The following is a 15,827-nucleotide window of genomic DNA, read 5'->3' as shown; positions in this document are numbered from 1 at the left end:
CAGGAAACTCCTCTGTGTCGATAACTGTCGAATCAAGAATGTGCAGTTGTGCTGCGGTGGGTGGTGCCGAAGGGGTTCAGGTGCAGGGCGAGGCCGGCGGTCAGCAGGCTCCGATCGGGTTGGGGGCCGGCCGGCCCATGACGACGTCGGCGGCCGACGGGAAGCAGCCGACGCAGGCGTCGTTGATGCGGTAGTGGCGGGCGGTGCCGACCGGTTCGACGAGCACGAATCGCACCTCGGTGAGGATCTTCAGGTGTTGGGAGACGGTGGACTGGGCCAGCCCGACGGCGGCGACGACCTCCCCCACGCTCATCGGTCGGGCGTGCCGGGCGAGGTACTCCACGATCTGCACCCGCGTCGGGTCCGCGAGGGCCCGGAACCACGAGGCGTACGTCTGCGCGGTCGCCCGGTCGAGTAGGTCGCCCACCATCACTCCTTCTATCGTTTATCGCCGATTGGCGATGAAAGTGTAGCGGGGGCGGTCGCGGCAAGGTGGGCGGTCGCGAGAACAAGGCGGACGACCGCGGCCAGCGTGGCGGGATCGACCTGGTCGGGGGTGTCGGCGGGGCTGTGGTAGCCGCCCATCCCGGCACCGATCCCGACCGCAGCGAAGCCGGCACCGCCGTAGCGGCGGTTGTCCGACGCCACCGGGCCTGCGGTGAGCGGGACGCCGGTGTGCCGGCCGGCCTGGTCGAGCAAGGCCAGGAGCCGCTGGGCGGGGCCGCCGGCCTCCACCGCCGCCGCCCCATCCAGGCGGCCGGCTCCGTCGACGTTGATGACCAGCGGTGAGACGCCTGCGGCGTGGAGTTGAGCGGCGTGGTGGGCGGAGCCGAGCGCGCCGACCTCTTCCCCGTCGAGCAGCGCTATGGACAACCCGACACCGTCGGCGAGCCCGCTGGCGAGGATACGGGCGGCTTCGAGAACCACGGCAACGCCGGTGGCATTGTCCGACGCGCCGGGCAGGCGCAGCCCGGGGTGATCGCCGACACCGTCGTAGTGGGCGGTCAGGAGCAGCTCGACACCGCCGGAGGCGGGCTGCCGGAGCCGGGCGTGGATGTTGGTGCCGGTGACGTCGTCGCGGCGCAGTGGCGTCGTCCCGTCCAGCCAACCGTCGCCTGCGGCTGCGGCGGCGAGGACGCCGTGGTGGGTGTCCGGGTCGAGGGTCAACACCGGCAGCGGCCCGGGATCCGGGCCGGCGAGCATGGTGAACTGCCAGCCCTCGGCGTCGACCGGGCGACGGACCAGCAGCCCCGCCGCGCCGCGGGTGTCGCGGTAGGCGTCGAACAAGCTCATCTCGGCCGGCACCACGAGCCACCGGCCCGCCGGGTCCTGCTTGCCGGCGACAGCGAGTGCGCCGCGGCGAGGGTGGACGGTGTCGGCGGAGGCGGTGTGGATCGCGACCTGCCGGCCGAACACCAACTCGACCGCGCCGTGCCGGTCGCCCCAGGTGACCGTTGGCGTTTCGTACACCTGCGGCACGGCCCGGACGGGGAACTCCTCGGTGCGGACGTCGGCACTGATGGCGGCGAGCTGGTCGACGAGCCAGGCGCGGGCTGCCGCGCCGCCCGCTGAACCGACTCGCCTGCCCGCGAAGGGGTCGGAGGCGAGAGTGGCGATGGCGGTGGTCATCCGGTCGACGCTGACCCGGTCGAGCAGCTCAGCGAGCTGCCTTGAGCTGGTCATGAGCAGCACCCCTGTCCGGCGGCGATGGCCTCGGTCCGGGCCTGGGCGCCGCAGCACGAGTCGACAGCCTGGGCGGCCGGCCGGGTGCCGCAGCACGGGTCGGCGCTCGTGACCTCGCCAGCCGGCGGGAGGATCCCGCCGACGTCCTGGGCGGGACTGCCGCAGCAGGCGCCGGAGCCGGTGATCCGCAGCGCGGCAGCGGGGTCGCCGGTGAACCCGCCGACGTGGGTCGTGTTCTGGCTCATGTCAGGTCCTTTCCTCAGCGGGGACTGATCAGTGCATAGACGGCGGTGCGGGTGGTGTCGAACACGCTCTTCCCATCCCCCAGGGACGCCTGTCTTGACGTCTGTCTAAGCAGACAGTTGCACGCTGATTAGAGAGATGTCAACCTAGAGGCATGTCGAAGCAGCAAGCCTCGCTTCCGGTCGTCGACCTCAACGCCGACGCACCGTGCTGCCCACCGCTGGCGCAGCGTCGGATCCCCGCCGAGACGGCCGCGGTCCTCGCGCCCGCGCTCAAGGCCCTCGGCGACCCGGTGCGGCTGCAGCTGATGTCGATGATCGCCTCCGCCGAGGGCGGAGAGGTGTGCGTGTGCGACCTGACCCCGGCGTTCGACCTGACCGGCCCGACGATCTCCCACCACCTCAAGACGCTGCGCGAGTCGGGCCTGGTGGACGCCGAGCGGCGGGGCACCTGGGTCTACTACCGGGCCCGCCCACAGATCCTGCGGCAACTCGCCGCACTGCTGTCGGTCGAGCCCGCCCCCGCGGCGCAGCCGTAAACCGCCACCCCGCCACCGCCGCCCGATGCCGTGCCGGCGGGCACTCGACGGTTCAGCGCCTCGCCGCCTCCCGCACGCGCGCCGGACGCCCGACATTCCGCCGCCGCCGGCACAGCCTTGACACGAAGTCGATTGCTCAACGATAATTGAGTCAATGGACATTGAGCTTGCTTCCCTGGCCGGGCGCGCACGGATCCACGCCGCCCTCGGCGACCCCGCACGCCTGGCGATCGTGGACACGCTCACCCTGGGCGACGCCTCCCCCGGGGAGATCGCCCACACCCTCGACATGCCGACCAACCTCGTCGCCCACCACGTCAAGGTGCTCACCGAAGCCGGCCTCGTCCTGCGCGGCCGGTCCGAGGGCGACCGGCGGCGCACCTACCTGCGACTCCAACCGGCCGCCCTGGCCGTCCTCACCCCGGCCCCGCTGGCCAACGTGGGACGGGTGGTGTTCGTGTGCACCCACAACTCCGCCCGCTCCCAGCTGGCCGCCGCGCTGTGGCAGCGCCGCACCCACGGGGCCGCCGCCTCGGCCGGCACCAAACCGGCGGCCCGCATGCATCCCCGGGCGATTGCCGTGGCCCACCGCCACGACCTCTCCCTGAACCCAACCGGCACCGCGCACGTCAGCGACGTCGTCCGCGACGACGACCTGGTCATCGCCGTTTGCGACAACGCCCACGAAGACCTCACCGGACAGGTGCGCCCCCAGCTTCACTGGTCCGTGCCGGACCCGGCCCGTGTCGACACCGATGAAGCGTTCGAGGCCGCGTACGCCGACCTTGCCGACCGCGTCGACCGGCTCGCCCCCGCCACCACCCCGGGAGGCACCCGATGACCGGCACCAGGCCGTACCTTCGCCAGAACCTAACCGTTGACCAGCAGCTCGAACGCCGGATCCGCCGGATCCTCGACGAGTTGACCGTCATCCCCACCTGGTAACCCACCACCCGGCGAGCCGGGCCGTTCAGATCATGGGAGAGAACAGCCTGATGACCATCGCACTTCGGCGGCGCCTGCTGGCCGAGTTCCTCGGCACCGCCCTGCTGGTCACCGCCGTGGTCGGCTCCGGCATCATGGCCACCGCCCTCTCCCCCGGCGACGTCGGCCTCCAGTTGCTGGAAAACTCGATCGCCACCGCCTTCGCCCTCGGCACGCTGATCCTGATCTTCGGCCCGATCTCGGGAGCCCATTTCAACCCGGTCGTGTCCGCCGCCGACTGGTTCCTCGGCCGGCGCACCGGCACCGGTCTGACCGCCCGCGACCTGGGCGGCTACGTGGTGGCTCAGGTGATGGGCGCAATCGCCGGATCGGTGCTGGCGAACCTGATGTTCGACCTCGCCGCCGTCGACTTCTCCGGCAAGGACCGCTCCGGCGGCCACCTGTGGCTGGGCGAGGTCATCGCCACGACCGGTCTGATCCTGCTGATCTTCGCCCTCGCCCGCTCCGGCCGCACCACCGTCGCCCCCGCCGCCGTCGGCGCCTACATCGGCGCCGCGTACTGGTTCACGTCGTCCACGTCGTTCGCCAACCCGGCGGTCACCATCGGCCGCGCGTTCACCGACACCTTCGCCGGCATCGCCGCCACCTCGGTACCCGGGTTCGTCCTGGCCCAGATCGCCGGCCTCGCCGTCGGCGTCGGCCTGCTCGCCGCCCTCTACCCCGACGCGGGCGCCGCCGCCGACCAGGTCGTCGTCCCCACCGACGAAACCGCCGCCATCGGCCGCCGGTCGTGACACCGCACCCACGCGACACCGGCACGGCTGGGCCTTCTCCCGGCTTCGTCAACCGGCGATACGGTCCCGGCCGCTACCGGACGGTCGACCGCAACAGCATCCCCGACCAGTTCCCGTCCGACAGCGTCGACGACGCGCCGGTCAACCGGCCCCACGACTCGTACTGCAAGAAGGCACCTGATGAGCGACAAGCCCAGCGTCCTGTTCGTCTGCGTCCACAACGCCGGCCGCTCCCAGATGGCCGCCGGCTGGCTACGCCACCTCGCCGGCGACGCCGTCGAGGTCCGCTCCGCCGGCTCCGCCCCCGCACACCAGATCAACCCCGCCGCCGTCGAAGCCATGCGCGAGGTCGGCATCGACATCACTAACCAAACCCCCAAGCTTTTCGAGTACGAAACCGCCGAATCCTCCGACGTCATCGTCACCATGGGCTGCGGCGACGCCTGCCCCGTCTTCCCTGGCAAGCGCTACGAGGACTGGAAACTCGAAGACCCCGCCGGCAAAGGCGTCGACGCCGTACGCCCCATCCGCGACGAGATCCGCACCCGGGTCGAGAAGCTCCTCACCGAGCTACGCCCCACCGCCTGACATCGCCCGCGTTGTCGCCCGCCAGCCCATGACAAGATCCGGGTCGAGTGGAACAGCGTTGTCGAGGAAATCCTCGGCGACGATGGCGTCGTGGTCGGCGTTCACATCCGGGATGTCCACACCGGCGCCTGTCACCGGGTCGTGCTGTTTCCGTGACCGCGGATACGTAACCTTCCGGTTCATGCGGTCCTGGCGTGAGCTCGCGGCGACGGTGGTGACCGTGCCGCTGGCCTCGTTCGCGCTTCTCGGCTGCTGGTTCGGCCTGGTGTCCGTGATGCCCTCGGAGCCGTGTCCCGGCGACCCCGCGGACTGGGAACGCTGGTGGCTGCCCATCGCGATCCTGCTCTGCGCGTTGATGATCCTGACGGCGGTGCTGTCCATCGCCGTCGCTTGGTTGGGAGTGTCGAACCCTCGCCGAAGCGCCTGGCCGTTCCTGGTCGTTTCCCTGCTGGGGCTGGCCTTCAGCGCCAGCCTGATGATCTTGATCGATAGAGTGACCTCCTGCTGACCGCCACGATGCCCAATGCCCGGTCGCCGTCAGCGCCGGGTACGACTTCTGGCGCGACTACAAGCCCCACTTCTGGGGGTCACCGGCTGCTGTCCTGGCGGGTCGCCACACATTGATCTGGTCTTCTCTATCCGTCGCTGCCAGACTGATGTGTCGTGGATACGGCGACAGTGATCATCACGGCCTTCGGCGGCGCGCTCTCGGCGACGCTGGGCGTTCTTGTGGGCGGTATGGTCACTCGCCGGGTTCAGGAACGACACTGGTTACGCGACAAGCAATTGCGCGCGTACGAGGAACTGTTCTCGCAGTACGCCCGGTTCATGATGATGCTGCGGCAGGCGCACCTGAGCCGGACGCCGGTCGACGTCGACTGGGGCGCCTGGAGCGTCTCGCTTACCTCCGCGAGCCTGGTGGCCCCGCTTGCCGTAGCTCGGGCGATCGACGCCTTCGGCCGCGCCGTCAGCGTCTTCCTCGACGCCGTCTCAACCCGGGATCCCGTCGCGAATCCAGTCGACGAAGAGATCCTGACCGAGGCGTCCCGACCGGCCGCCGCGGCGCACCTCGCGCTGCTGAACACGATCCGTCGGTCCATGGGCCGTTCCCTCGAGGACCTGCCTTTCTACCTCGGCGGCACGCTCGGCCGCCATCCCGAGGGAACAGAGTTTCCCCGCGACGAACCGCCTTCGCTGGCAGTGCCCGACGGTGAAGCACCGGAACGACTGAACCGGGCAGGATAGTCGCGCTGGTCGCACGTCGTCGCCAGCTCGTAAACACCGAGCACCGCAGGCGAACGCCAGGAGAGCCTCAGTCCGTCGGCACTTTCGCTCGGTACTGATGCCGGCGTCGCCATCGCGATCGGTTGATGGGAAGCGGCCATCGCGTTCTCTTTCCTTCTCTGACCTGGCTGTCTTGAAGGATCGACGCGATGGCCGTCTCCCATCTAAACAATGCGCCCATCACGGGCAGATGGCACACCGCTCCCTTGGGACCCGACCTTGCGCCGCGGCATCGGCCACGCTGCTCATAGGGCGACTTGCCGGCGGGCGGCCCTTCTGCTGACCGCGACGTTGATAGCAAGACTTCCGATCACAGCTCCGAGGAACACGTCTCGAGGTCCCCAGCCCCAACCGCCGACCATCCAATTGGTTGGTTCATAGGCCAGCATGGGCAGGGTCAGCGCCAGCAGGACTGCGCTGGCCGCGATGGACACCCGCACATCGAGCGCCGCGCCCACGAGAGCCGCCACCAGCCCGGCGGCCACGATGACCGGCAGGGTCAACAGTTCGGTCCAGCCGGTGAGCGGATTCGGCGTTATGACAGCCATGGTCATTGCCGCGCCGACAAGCCAGGCCCATGGCCGCGCCACCCGTGATTCATGCGCTCGAAGCAGCGGCACCATCGTCAGAGCGGCCAACACGCACGCCCAGGTAGAGAGTTGCGTGGCCAGGTAGAGCGCATTCTGGAGCTCCCCCGGCATCGCGTTGAGCCCTCCCCATGGATCCGCCGTGTACCACAGGTCGTTCGCCGCGGCGTACCAGATCTCGGCACCGAAGGCGCCGATGGTCAGGGCGAGTGCGAGGCGGTAGCGAGCCCATGCCGCCGTGGCCAAGGCGAGTAGCAACAATGCGGGCGTGACCAGGCTTCCCCCGTACAGAATGTTGGCGGAGTTACCCGGCAACAGCAGCCATAGGCGCCATATGAGGGGCAGGGCCGTAAGGGCAATGCCGCACACGAGCAGCGACAGCGCGGTCAATCGCAGCGCGGAGTATCGCAAGGTGTCCCGGGAGCCGAGCCGGTCCACACCGGAGCGGACCCGCAGACCTCCCACCACGAGCGCCAGGGACTCCCGAAGGCTGATGTGCCTCCGGTCCGTCTCGCCCACGACCCGCAGCGTTTCCAGCATCTCGTCGGCGCGGTACCGCCGATAGGCCCGAGGGTATGCGCGCAGCAGCCACCGGTAGCGGCGCTCCAGGCCGGTCATGCCGGCACCGCCCGAACCGTCGCGGCCGTCGCAGCCGTCGCAGCCACCGACTGCACGGAACGGTCTCGCACGACCCGAGCGGCGGCAATCATCCGCGCCGCCTCCTCATGTAGTGCGGACAACCCACGCTCGGTCAGCTCGTAGGTGCGGCGGGCGCGGCCGTTGACCACCGCCTCCTCGGCCACTTGCACCATCTCCTCGCTGGTAAGCCGGTCCAGTGCGGCGTACAGGGTGCCTGTCGTCAATCGCACTCGCCCGTCGGACAGCTCCTGCGCGCGCTTGACGATGGCGTAGCCATGCAACGGTTCGTCCTGCAAGGCGGCGAGGATGAAGTACGTGGGTTCGCGCATCGACGCGGAGGGCCTAGTCATGTCATCAACATAAGCAGATGATCGACATATCAGTCAAGCCCGAGACCTTCAATCGGTACGCGGGACGTCACCGTCCGTCGAGGTCGCCATCCTCGTCTGGCCCGGCGAGCAGCGCGATCGCCCGTGGGGTCAGCCACTGCCGGCGGGGCGGACCGAAACGCCGGCCACTGCGCGCAGCGTCGGCCAGGACCGACCCTCGGAACCGGCCTATCACGTGGTTGGGGAGAGTCCGGATGTTGCTGATGCAGGCGCAGAGCGTGTGCGAACAGGGGCGGCTCTGCATCCGCGAGCGGGTGTAGTCAACCGCAGGCGGGGTACCCGGTCGCGACGCATGTGGGCCGGAATCCCGACCCCTTCGTACCCGACGGTCCGGCCGGGAGGAAAAGATGGTTTCACAGGATTATCGCAAGAGCCCCGAGGTGATTTCGCGACTGTCGCCTGAGCAGTACCGGGTCACCCAGGAAGCCTCGACCGAGTCGCCTTTCAACAATGAGTACTGGGACAACGAGGAACCGGGCCTCTACGTCGACATCGTGTCTGGCGAGCCCCTGTTCGCCTCTGTCGACAAGTACGACAGCGGTACCGGCTGGCCGACATTCAGCAAGCCCATCGCACCGACGAACGTGGTCGAGGTCCCCGACACAAGCCTCGGCGCCACGCGTACCGAGGTCCGGTCGGCGCACGCGGACAGCCACCTCGGGCACGTGTTCGACGACGGTCCGATCGAGACCGGCGGACTGCGTTACTGCATGAACTCGGCGGCGCTTCGGTTCGTCCGGCGCGACGACCTGGAGCACGAGGGCTACGGCGAGTACCGCGAGGTGTTCGAACGCCCGGCTGGAAAGCGATAGCCACGGGCGACAACACAGCGAAGGCGATCCTGGCCGCGGCCGCCCGCGAGCGGCGCCCAGCACCATGATCGGGCCGCCCATGTCGCGGCCCGGAGGCCGCCGCGCCTGAAGCAGAGCCGCGGCAACCAGGAGCCAGCCACCGGCCTTGCCCCGCGCACCTGTGCCGCTGGCGGCTGTTGCTGTGCCCGGACTACTGGCGGAGCATGGGCACGGCAGACGGCCCACCAGGAGACGGGCGAGGCGGAACGTGAACGCGGACTTCACCAGGCGCGGCGGTAACGACCGCGTCTTCTACGGCGTCGCCGACCGCTGGGCCGGGCGGCTCATCCTGTTGTTCGTTGTGGTGGCTGTTCCGCGGGAAATGTCTGGACCAGGTCTGGCCGGACTGCCGTTCGAATTCGGTGCCGCGGCGTTCTTCGCGACCTTGGGCTGGCTCTGCTTCCGGGTGGGCTTTCGCACTCAACTGACGGCCCGATCCGACCACTTTGAGTTGGCCAACCTGCTGACCGACGAACGCATCACCTATCGCGACGTGGCGTCCATCGACCTGGATCTGCTCTCCGTACGCATCACACTGGCCTCAGGCAGGCGAATTCGGGTCTGGGGACTGTCCGACTCTTTGATGAACACTGGGGGCCCCAAGGGCCAGAAACTCGTCGACCGTCTCGGCGCGATAGTCACCGAGAGGCAGACCGCCGACGGGCCGGAACACAGCCGCGCCCGATTCTGCGATTGGTGGGTGCTGGTAGCCCTGTTCGTACTCTTCGCGGGCGCGATCGTCTACCGCCTGTTGACGCAGTGACGATTCCGTGGCGTGGGCGGCGAGCTGGTCGGCGGGCTTGCGCACGCACTACCGGGTGAGCGCCCGCCCCAGCGGTTTCGGGGCGGGCGTTGGCCGACCCGACGGTGAACACCTCGTCACCGGGTCCAGTTTGGCCCGGTGGTGCACCATGCTGGCGATGAAGCGCCGGGTCTTCCTGTGCGGGGGCAGCAAGTGGCCCCCGCACAGGCGATCGGTGGGTCAGCGGGTGGTGGCGTCCTGGACCTCGCCGATGAGCTCTTCGACGATGTCTTCAAGGAAGATGACGCCGGTGGTGCCGGCATTCTCGTCGAGGACCCGGGCGACGTGGGCGCCGCTCCTGCGGATCATGGCCAAGGCGTCCTCCAGTTCGCTGTCGCGGCGTACGACCGCGAGCCGGCGGATGCGTTTGGTCGGTACCGGGCTGGTGTAGCGGTCGCCGGTCAGGTCCATGACGTCCTTGATATGCAGATATCCGCTCGGTTCACCGTTGTCGGTGAGCAGGTAGCGGGAGTAGCCGTGCGCGGCGACGGCCCGCTGAATCTCGGCCGGCGTCACGGTCGCCGGCAGCACGACCAGATCGCCGAGGGGCACCTCCACGTCGCCGGCGGTCTTCGCGGTGAACTCGACGGCGGCGGTGAGGGTGCCGGTGCCGTCGACAAGCACCCCTTCGCGGGTCGACTGCGCCACGATGGTGGCGACCTCGTCCAGCGTGTAGGTGCTGGTGGCCTCGTCCTTGGGTGTTACCCGGAACAGCCGCAGGATGCCGTTGGCAATCCCGTTCAGGCTCCAGATGATCGGCTTGAAGATCCGGGCGACGAACACCAGCGGCGGGGCGAGGATCAGCGCCGCCCGGGTCGGTACCGAGAACGAGATGTTCTTCGGCACCATTTCACCGAACACCACGTGCAGGAACGTGACCAGCACGAGCGCGACGACGAAGGCCAGCACGGTGACCGCGTTCGGCGACAGCGGTGTGTTCGCCAGCGGGATCTCCAGCAGGTGGTGGATCGCCGGTTCGGAGACGTTCAGGATGAGCAGCGAGCACACGGTGATGCCGAGCTGGCTGGTGGCCAGCATCAGGGTGGCGTGCTCCATCGCCCAGAGCGTGGTCTGGGCGGCGCGGCTGCCTGCCTGTGCCTTCGGCTCGATCTGAGACCGGCGGGCGGAGATCACCGCGAACTCCGCGCCGACGAAGAAGGCGTTGACGACCAGCAGGACGACGAGCCAGATGATGCCTGATAGGTATTCGCTCACCGGATCGTCTCTTCCTGACGGTCGTGGGCGCTAGGGTCGGCAGCGGAACTGCCGGTTGCCTCGGTGGGAACGAACCGCAGCCGGTCGGCCTGGATTCCGTTGAGGTGTTCGACGCGCAGCAGCCCGCCATCGATGGCCACCTCGTCACCGACCTTCGGAAAGCGGCTGAGGCGGGCGGTGACGAACCCGGCGACCGTGTCGTACTGGTCGTCCTCGGGAACCACGATCCTGGCTCGTTCGAACAGTTCGTCGGGGCGCAGCGAGGCGTCGAAGTAGACCGACCGGCCCCGGCGCAACATCACGGTGCGGGCCCGGTCGTGCTCGTCCTCAAGATCGCCGATGATCTCCTCGACCAGGTCCTCCAGGGTGACGATCCCGGCGGTGCCGCCGTGCTCGTCGTAGACGACCGCGAACTGTAGGCCACCGCCGCGCAGCGTCGGCAGCAGCACGTCGAGGTGCATTGTCTCCGGTACCCGCGCCGGCTCGATGACGAGATCACGCGCCCGCACCCCGCCGCGCTCGGGCAGCGGGATCGCGAAGGCGTGCTTGACGTGCAGGACGCCGATGATGTCGTCGACGTCCCGACCGATGACCGGGAATCGGGACAGCCCGGCGGCGGTGGCCCGTTCGATGATCTCGGTGGCGGTGGCCGAGGAGTCGACCGCCGCCATTCTGACCCGCGGGGTCATCACATCGGAGGCGTCGTGCCCGGAGAACCGCAGGGTGCGGTCCAGCAGCGTGGCATGGTCCGGGTCGAGGACGCCGGCCCGGGCCGAGTGCCGCAGCAGTGAGCTGAGTTCCTCGGCGCTACGGGCGCCGGACAGCTCCTCCTTCGGCTCGATGCCGAACGCCCGGATCACCGCGTTGGCGGTGTTGTTGAACAGCAGGATCACCGGCTTCAGCACGGTGGTGAACAGTGCCTGGAAGGGCACCACGAACTTCGCGGTCTGCAGCGGCACCGCCAGCGCGAAGTTCTTCGGTACGAGTTCGCCGATCACCATCGAGAACAGCGTCGCCAGCAGGATGCCGACGAGCGCGCCGACCGCGGGCACCGCCGATTCCGGTACGCCGGCCGCGTCCAGCGGATTGGCCAACAACGCGCTGACGGCCGGTTCGAAGGTGTAACCGGTGAGCAGTGTGGTCAACGAGATGCCGAGCTGCGCGCTCGACAGGTGCGTTGAAGTGATCTTCAGTGCGGCGATCGTGGGTCCGAGCCGCTTCTCGCCACGGGATTGGCGTGCTTCGAGTTCGCCGCGATCAAGGTTGACCAACGCGAACTCGGAGGCCACGAACATGCCGGTGCCCACGGTGAGGAGCAGCCCGATCCCCAGCAGGATCCATTCAGACATCGGTCGGCCCCTGTCGCGCGACGGCGGCCGTACGGACGGCCGGGACGACTAGGGGCCACGGACTATGGTGTGGAAGATCATCCATAAGGCTGCAGAGGGTAGTCGGCCGGGCTGAGAGCAAGCTGAGACAGCGGAGCACGACGCTCCGGCCGTACGCGCCAGACACGCTGAGGCGCGGATCCGACCCAGCCGAGGCGCACCCTCGGCACTCGACGGCCCACCCCTCCGATCGGTCGTATTCTCGAGAACTCGGGGTAGTTATACGGCTCGAAGGAGCACAGTTGGCGGCACCTCGCCCCGATCGAGGGCCCGCACGGCTGCGGTAGGAAGGGCAGACAACCGTGACAGCCGCCGAGGGCTGGCTCGCCGAGGTGGCGGCCCGACCCCTGACGTACGCCGAGGTCGGCGCGACGCGCCACGCCTTGCCCCCGGGATACCGGCACATCCAGCGAACGGAGATCATCGGCACCGGCGCCGACACGTTCCAACGCGCTGGCGAAGCGCTCGATCACTGGACGGTGCACCGGGCGGCGGGGCTCCGGGTGTTGGCGAGCGGGCCGGCCAACCAGCCCGGAGTGGACGCTGTCCTGCTTCTCGGCACTCGGCGGCTGCAGGTGAGCGCCGCCTGCCGGGTGGTCTACGCCATTCAGGAGCCCAACCGCCGCGGTTTCGCGTACGGCACCCTGGCGGGACACCCGGAGACCGGCGAGGAGGCATTCCTCATCCACCTCGGCGACGACGGTCGGGTCACCTTCTCAATTGCTGCGTTTTCCCGGCCGCAGCGCCTGGCCGCGCGGCTCGGTGGTCCGCTGACCCATGCGGTGCAGGAAGTGATCACTAGCCGGTATTTTTCAGCTGTGCGCCGCCTCGCCGCCGGCCGCTGAGGTGCGTCAAGGGCCGAGGGTCTGGGCTGCCGCCGTACCCAGGATCAACCAGCCCAACGCGCCGACCGGGCGGGCGACCGAGACTGTCATCCCCGTTGGCGCCACTGCCGGTAAAGGGCGAAAGGGCCGGCGGATCACCCATGTGGAGGCGAGACGAAGTCCTTGGAGCGGATCATGAGGAAGGACAGCACCCCGGCGACGATGGTGACGATCGCCGCGAGTAACAGGATCTCATTCAAGGCGCTGGCAAAACTGCCGCGTGCGATCTCGACGAGCTGACCGCGCTGCTGTGGCGGGACGGTGGCGAACAATCGGCTCACGCTGCCGCTACGGAGGGCCGCCGCGATCTCGGCGCTGTGCCCAGCCAACGGCGTTCCCGCGGCCTGGGTCTGCACCACGGTGGTCAGTCGGTTGGCGAACAGGGTGCCCAGGAGCGCGACACCGGTGGCAAGACCGACCTGCCGGAACGTCAGGTTGATCCCCGAGGCCATCCCCGATCGCCGTGGCTCCACCACCCCGACCGCGGTGGAGGCTAGCGGTGGGTTGACGAACCCGACGCCCACGCCGGCCAAGATCAGCCCCGGGATCAGGTGTGTCCACGACGAGGCTGCGGTCAGGCCGCGCATGAGCAGCAGCCCGACGCCCACCAGCACCAACCCTGGGCCGACGATGGCGCGGATCGGCACCTTCTCGCTCAGCCACCCCGCCACGAGGCTGGCGACCAGGACGCCGCCGGAGAGGACGAGCAGCCGCACGCCGGTCTGCAGTGCGGTGTAACCGAGCACGTTCTGCAGGTAGAGAACCACGTAGAGGAGCATGGCGAAGATGCTGAAGGAAAGGCCGAACGCAGCGATGTCGCCACCGACAAAGGTGGGCACCCGGAACAGCCGTAGCTCGAACATCGGGTGCGAACTGCGGATCTCGATCAGCAGGAAGGCGATGAGCAGCACTGCGGCCGCGGCGAAGCATGCGATGACAACGATCGCCGTGAAACTGCTGCGTCCCGCTTCGATGAGGGCGTAGATCAAGGCGGCCAGTGCCCCGGAGAAGGTCACAAAGCCCAGCCAGTCCGGGCGCGCGGCCTGCTCGTCGCGCGACTCGACAACCTTCAGCATGGTCAGGGCCAGCGCGACGACACCCACGGGCACGTTGACGAAGAAGATCCACCGCCACGACAGGCCCGACACCAGCGCGCCGCCGATGATGGGACCGACGGCAGCGGCGAGCCCGGCCAGAGCGCCCCAGACGCCGAAGGCGACGCCGCGCTCGGCGCCCCGGAACGCGTTGGCCAGCAGGGCCAGTGAGACGGAGAACATGATGGCGCCACCGATGCCCTGCAGGCCACGGGACAGTTCGAGCATGAGCGGGGACTGCGCGAGGCCGCAGAGCGCGGACGCGGCGGTGAAGACGACCAGGCCGACCAGGTAGACGCGGCGGCGGCCGTACAGGTCCGCCAGCGACCCCGCGGTCAGCAGGAGAGCGGCCAGGGTGAGCGCGTACGCGTCGACGACCCACTGCACGTCGGAGAAGGACGCCCGCAGCGACGCCTGGATGTCGGGCAGTGCCACGTTCACGATCGTCAGGTCGATCAACAGCATGAACGTGCCCACGCAGACCGCCGTGAGAGTCCACCATTTCGGGTCGGCTCCCGGGTGTGGCGACCGGTGCGCCCCTGCGCCGGCGGCTCCGGTCCGGCTTGGCTCGGTCATAGCCGGGACGGTACCGATACGCGCAGTGCTACATGCCTCTTGGTGAGCATTTGACCGCTTCGGGCGACAGGCCCAGATAGTGTCCCACAGGCACGCTGGGACCGTACCCACCTGGCCGCCCGATGCTCGCCGCAGGCCGGGCAACCCCCGGTGCCGGGGTGGCGCGCCGCGATGTGTCACCCCCGCCCTGTCCCGAGCCGCGGTCAGTCATTGCGACTCCGGTTGCGAACACCGGGAGGTCGACGCTGCAGCTCGGGCCCGTTGCCGCCGGCTGGCAGGCCCTGCCGTGCCGCCTCGGCTTCGGCTCGGGTGGCGTAGGTAGAGGACCTCGTCGCTGCCGCCGGGGGCGGTGACCGCGACGATCCGCAGGACGTGGGTCAGGCCCACGGCGCGGGCGGCAGGCGGCATCTCGTCGAGGAGGTTGGCGGATGTCGTGCCGGGTTCGCCGGGTGCCGCGGAGCTGGCGACGACGACGGCGCAGGTGTCGGCGGTCATGATCAGTCGGCAGGCGGCAAACAGGTCGGTGATGCTGGCCGCAGCAGCCACAGGCGCATCCATCGATGCCGCTTCCAATCAGCAGGTTCAAGAGCAGACCCATCGATCAGCGGTGGCACTCTGAGAGCGAACGAGAGTCGCAGTCGAAACCGTGTGAGGTGCCAAAACTGAGCCGCCAGCTCCGATGAGGAAGACATGGTCCTTCGCGCCAAACGGGTGCCAAGGGGGCGCATGGATGGTTGATCGAGGTGCGCCAGAACCGGAGCCAACCGGGTGATCTGCTGGACTGGGAAGACGAGGACTTCCGCCCAATGTCGATGGTGACGGTGCAAGCACCATATGACCATGAGCTTCGGTCTCGTCGTGCTTGCTGTCGACCGGGACGCGACCGATGTCGCGGTACGGGCTATGGCGGAGCAGTGTCAAAGCCTGCATCACCCCGAGGGCGAGCTGGACGAACGCATCGTCGGGTTCTACGAGAACCTCCGCGCCCACTACCCGGACTTCCCGCCGTACGATCACGACTCCCCGTGGATGGCCATGCCGCTGGATGTCGGCATCGACCACGTCAGCATGCATCTGAGCTTCAGCGAACGCAGCACGCCCGCGTTGCAGTTGATTGACCAACTCGCCCGCCGGTTCCACCTCACCATCTACGACCCTCAGGACGACGAGGTCACGCGACCTACGGACGTACGAGCGCCGGTGGATCCCGTGATCGTGGCGTTGATCGAGGAATTACGGGCGCCGGACCGTTGACCACCAGGCGGCCCCGACAGGCTGTGTGCGGACAATACAAACGATCTTGACCTACGGGCCTGCCGCTGGTCGT

Annotated in this window: 19 protein-coding genes and 1 pseudogene; 11 read left to right on the top strand and 9 right to left on the bottom strand. The window is 68.8% G+C overall.

Annotated features, from left to right (window positions below; translation table 11 throughout):
- Positions 1-100: 100 nt before the first annotated feature.
- From C1I95_RS02290 to C1I95_RS02280, 3 genes are read right to left on the bottom strand one after another with little or no spacing between them, the layout of a single operon-like run.
- Positions 101-430: an ArsR/SmtB family transcription factor gene (locus C1I95_RS02290; protein ID WP_111212067.1), complete on the bottom strand. Its 330-nt coding sequence runs from the start codon at positions 428-430 to the stop codon at positions 101-103.
- Between the two features lie 8 nt (positions 431-438).
- Positions 439-1,683 (bottom strand): M28 family metallopeptidase, encoded by a 1,245-nt coding sequence (locus C1I95_RS02285; protein WP_199523567.1) that lies wholly within the window; start codon positions 1,681-1,683, stop codon positions 439-441.
- The gene (locus tag C1I95_RS02280; protein WP_111212066.1) at positions 1,680-1,928 is read right to left on the bottom strand and encodes a hypothetical protein; all 249 of its coding nucleotides are present in this window, start codon (positions 1,926-1,928) and stop codon (positions 1,680-1,682) included. The genes C1I95_RS02285 and C1I95_RS02280 overlap by 4 nt, the downstream gene beginning before the upstream one ends.
- Before the next feature lie 152 nt (positions 1,929-2,080).
- Here C1I95_RS02280 and C1I95_RS02275 point away from each other — a divergent pair, with 152 nt between their 5' ends.
- The 7 genes and pseudogenes from C1I95_RS02275 to C1I95_RS02250 all read left to right on the top strand — a co-directional run bounded on the left by C1I95_RS02275 (position 2,081) and on the right by C1I95_RS02250 (position 6,036).
- Positions 2,081-2,464 (top strand): ArsR/SmtB family transcription factor, encoded by a 384-nt coding sequence (locus C1I95_RS02275; protein ID WP_111212065.1) that lies wholly within the window; start codon positions 2,081-2,083, stop codon positions 2,462-2,464.
- A gap of 154 nt (positions 2,465-2,618) precedes the next feature.
- Complete coding sequence (locus C1I95_RS02270) at positions 2,619-3,305, top strand: arsenate reductase/protein-tyrosine-phosphatase family protein (RefSeq protein WP_111212064.1); 687 nt, start codon at positions 2,619-2,621, stop codon at positions 3,303-3,305.
- Between the two features lie 154 nt (positions 3,306-3,459).
- Positions 3,460-4,203 (top strand): aquaporin, encoded by a 744-nt coding sequence (locus tag C1I95_RS36110; RefSeq protein ID WP_233513328.1) that lies wholly within the window; start codon positions 3,460-3,462, stop codon positions 4,201-4,203.
- Between the two features lie 180 nt (positions 4,204-4,383).
- Positions 4,384-4,791 (top strand): arsenate reductase ArsC, encoded by a 408-nt coding sequence (locus C1I95_RS36105; protein ID WP_233513327.1) that lies wholly within the window; start codon positions 4,384-4,386, stop codon positions 4,789-4,791.
- 15 nt (positions 4,792-4,806) lie between these two features.
- Positions 4,807-4,917: pseudogene (locus C1I95_RS37035) on the top strand (thioredoxin-disulfide reductase); the annotation flags it as partial.
- An 88-nt stretch (positions 4,918-5,005) separates the two neighbouring features.
- Positions 5,006-5,299, top strand: a complete 294-nt coding sequence (locus tag C1I95_RS02255) for a hypothetical protein (protein WP_146605613.1) — start codon at positions 5,006-5,008, stop codon at positions 5,297-5,299.
- A gap of 155 nt (positions 5,300-5,454) precedes the next feature.
- Complete coding sequence (locus C1I95_RS02250) at positions 5,455-6,036, top strand: hypothetical protein (protein ID WP_199523565.1); 582 nt, start codon at positions 5,455-5,457, stop codon at positions 6,034-6,036.
- A 284-nt stretch (positions 6,037-6,320) separates the two neighbouring features.
- Here C1I95_RS02250 and C1I95_RS02245 read toward each other — a convergent pair whose 3' ends face one another.
- Together C1I95_RS02245 and C1I95_RS02240 are read right to left on the bottom strand one after the other, a co-directional pair.
- On the bottom strand, positions 6,321-7,280 hold the full coding sequence (locus C1I95_RS02245; protein ID WP_111212062.1) for a hypothetical protein: 960 nt from the start codon (positions 7,278-7,280) through the stop codon (positions 6,321-6,323).
- Positions 7,277-7,630: a PadR family transcriptional regulator gene (locus C1I95_RS02240; RefSeq protein WP_199523564.1), complete on the bottom strand. Its 354-nt coding sequence runs from the start codon at positions 7,628-7,630 to the stop codon at positions 7,277-7,279. The genes C1I95_RS02245 and C1I95_RS02240 overlap by 4 nt, the downstream gene beginning before the upstream one ends.
- Positions 7,631-8,070: 440 nt before the next feature.
- Between C1I95_RS02240 and msrB the strand changes: the two genes are divergently transcribed.
- Both msrB and C1I95_RS02230 read left to right on the top strand, forming a co-directional pair.
- Positions 8,071-8,502, top strand: a complete 432-nt coding sequence (gene msrB, locus C1I95_RS02235) for a peptide-methionine (R)-S-oxide reductase MsrB (protein WP_233513326.1) — start codon at positions 8,071-8,073, stop codon at positions 8,500-8,502.
- A 247-nt stretch (positions 8,503-8,749) separates the two neighbouring features.
- Entirely contained in the window at positions 8,750-9,304 is a 555-nt protein-coding gene (locus C1I95_RS02230) for a hypothetical protein (RefSeq protein WP_111212059.1), read from the top strand.
- 219 nt (positions 9,305-9,523) lie between these two features.
- On the opposite strand, the gene C1I95_RS02225 is transcribed toward C1I95_RS02230, so the two are convergent.
- Both C1I95_RS02225 and C1I95_RS02220 read right to left on the bottom strand, forming a co-directional pair.
- Entirely contained in the window at positions 9,524-10,558 is a 1,035-nt protein-coding gene (locus tag C1I95_RS02225; protein WP_111212058.1) for a hemolysin family protein, read from the bottom strand.
- Positions 10,555-11,907 carry a hemolysin family protein gene (locus tag C1I95_RS02220; protein ID WP_111212057.1) on the bottom strand — a complete coding sequence of 451 codons (1,353 nt, stop codon included), beginning with the start codon at positions 11,905-11,907 and terminating at the stop codon, positions 10,555-10,557. Before C1I95_RS02220 ends, C1I95_RS02225 begins: the two co-directional genes overlap by 4 nt.
- 341 nt (positions 11,908-12,248) lie before the next feature.
- On the opposite strand from C1I95_RS02220, the gene C1I95_RS02215 reads away from it, so the two are divergent.
- Entirely contained in the window at positions 12,249-12,791 is a 543-nt protein-coding gene (locus C1I95_RS02215) for a DUF1990 domain-containing protein (protein WP_199523563.1), read from the top strand.
- A 134-nt stretch (positions 12,792-12,925) separates the two neighbouring features.
- Here C1I95_RS02215 and C1I95_RS02210 read toward each other — a convergent pair whose 3' ends face one another.
- The gene (locus C1I95_RS02210) at positions 12,926-14,611 is read right to left on the bottom strand and encodes an MFS transporter (RefSeq protein WP_199523562.1); all 1,686 of its coding nucleotides are present in this window, start codon (positions 14,609-14,611) and stop codon (positions 12,926-12,928) included.
- A gap of 96 nt (positions 14,612-14,707) precedes the next feature.
- Positions 14,708-15,046 (bottom strand): hypothetical protein, encoded by a 339-nt coding sequence (locus C1I95_RS02205; protein WP_111212055.1) that lies wholly within the window; start codon positions 15,044-15,046, stop codon positions 14,708-14,710.
- Between the two features lie 294 nt (positions 15,047-15,340).
- On the opposite strand from C1I95_RS02205, the gene C1I95_RS02200 reads away from it, so the two are divergent.
- On the top strand, positions 15,341-15,754 hold the full coding sequence (locus C1I95_RS02200; RefSeq protein ID WP_111212105.1) for a hypothetical protein: 414 nt from the start codon (positions 15,341-15,343) through the stop codon (positions 15,752-15,754).
- Positions 15,755-15,827 lie beyond the last annotated feature (73 nt).

It is taken from the genome of Micromonospora craterilacus, from assembly GCF_003236315.1.
Classification (GTDB): Bacteria; Actinomycetota; Actinomycetes; order Mycobacteriales; family Micromonosporaceae; genus Micromonospora; species Micromonospora craterilacus.
The sequence above is the reverse complement of the archived record's forward strand: the minus strand, read 5'-3'. Positions and strand labels throughout refer to the sequence as shown.

What these genes read in the sequence shown, in the direction of transcription:
- C1I95_RS02270 (WP_111212064.1), top strand. Translation starts at nt 2,619, where the DNA reads ATGGACATTGAGCTTGCTTCCCTGGCCGGGCGCGCACGGATCCACGCC.
- C1I95_RS02275 (WP_111212065.1), top strand. Translation starts at nt 2,081, where the DNA reads ATGTCGAAGCAGCAAGCCTCGCTTCCGGTCGTCGACCTCAACGCCGAC.
- C1I95_RS02200 (WP_111212105.1), top strand. Translation starts at nt 15,341, where the DNA reads ATGAGCTTCGGTCTCGTCGTGCTTGCTGTCGACCGGGACGCGACCGAT.
- C1I95_RS02220 (WP_111212057.1), bottom strand. Translation starts at nt 11,907, where the DNA reads ATGTCTGAATGGATCCTGCTGGGGATCGGGCTGCTCCTCACCGTGGGC.
- C1I95_RS02245 (WP_111212062.1), bottom strand. Translation starts at nt 7,280, where the DNA reads ATGACCGGCCTGGAGCGCCGCTACCGGTGGCTGCTGCGCGCATACCCT.
- C1I95_RS02290 (WP_111212067.1), bottom strand. Translation starts at nt 430, where the DNA reads ATGGTGGGCGACCTACTCGACCGGGCGACCGCGCAGACGTACGCCTCG.
- C1I95_RS02285 (WP_199523567.1), bottom strand. Translation starts at nt 1,683, where the DNA reads ATGACCAGCTCAAGGCAGCTCGCTGAGCTGCTCGACCGGGTCAGCGTC.
- C1I95_RS02240 (WP_199523564.1), bottom strand. Translation starts at nt 7,630, where the DNA reads ATGCGCGAACCCACGTACTTCATCCTCGCCGCCTTGCAGGACGAACCG.
- C1I95_RS36105 (WP_233513327.1), top strand. Translation starts at nt 4,384, where the DNA reads ATGAGCGACAAGCCCAGCGTCCTGTTCGTCTGCGTCCACAACGCCGGC.
- C1I95_RS02280 (WP_111212066.1), bottom strand. Translation starts at nt 1,928, where the DNA reads ATGAGCCAGAACACGACCCACGTCGGCGGGTTCACCGGCGACCCCGCT.
- C1I95_RS36110 (WP_233513328.1), top strand. Translation starts at nt 3,460, where the DNA reads ATGACCATCGCACTTCGGCGGCGCCTGCTGGCCGAGTTCCTCGGCACC.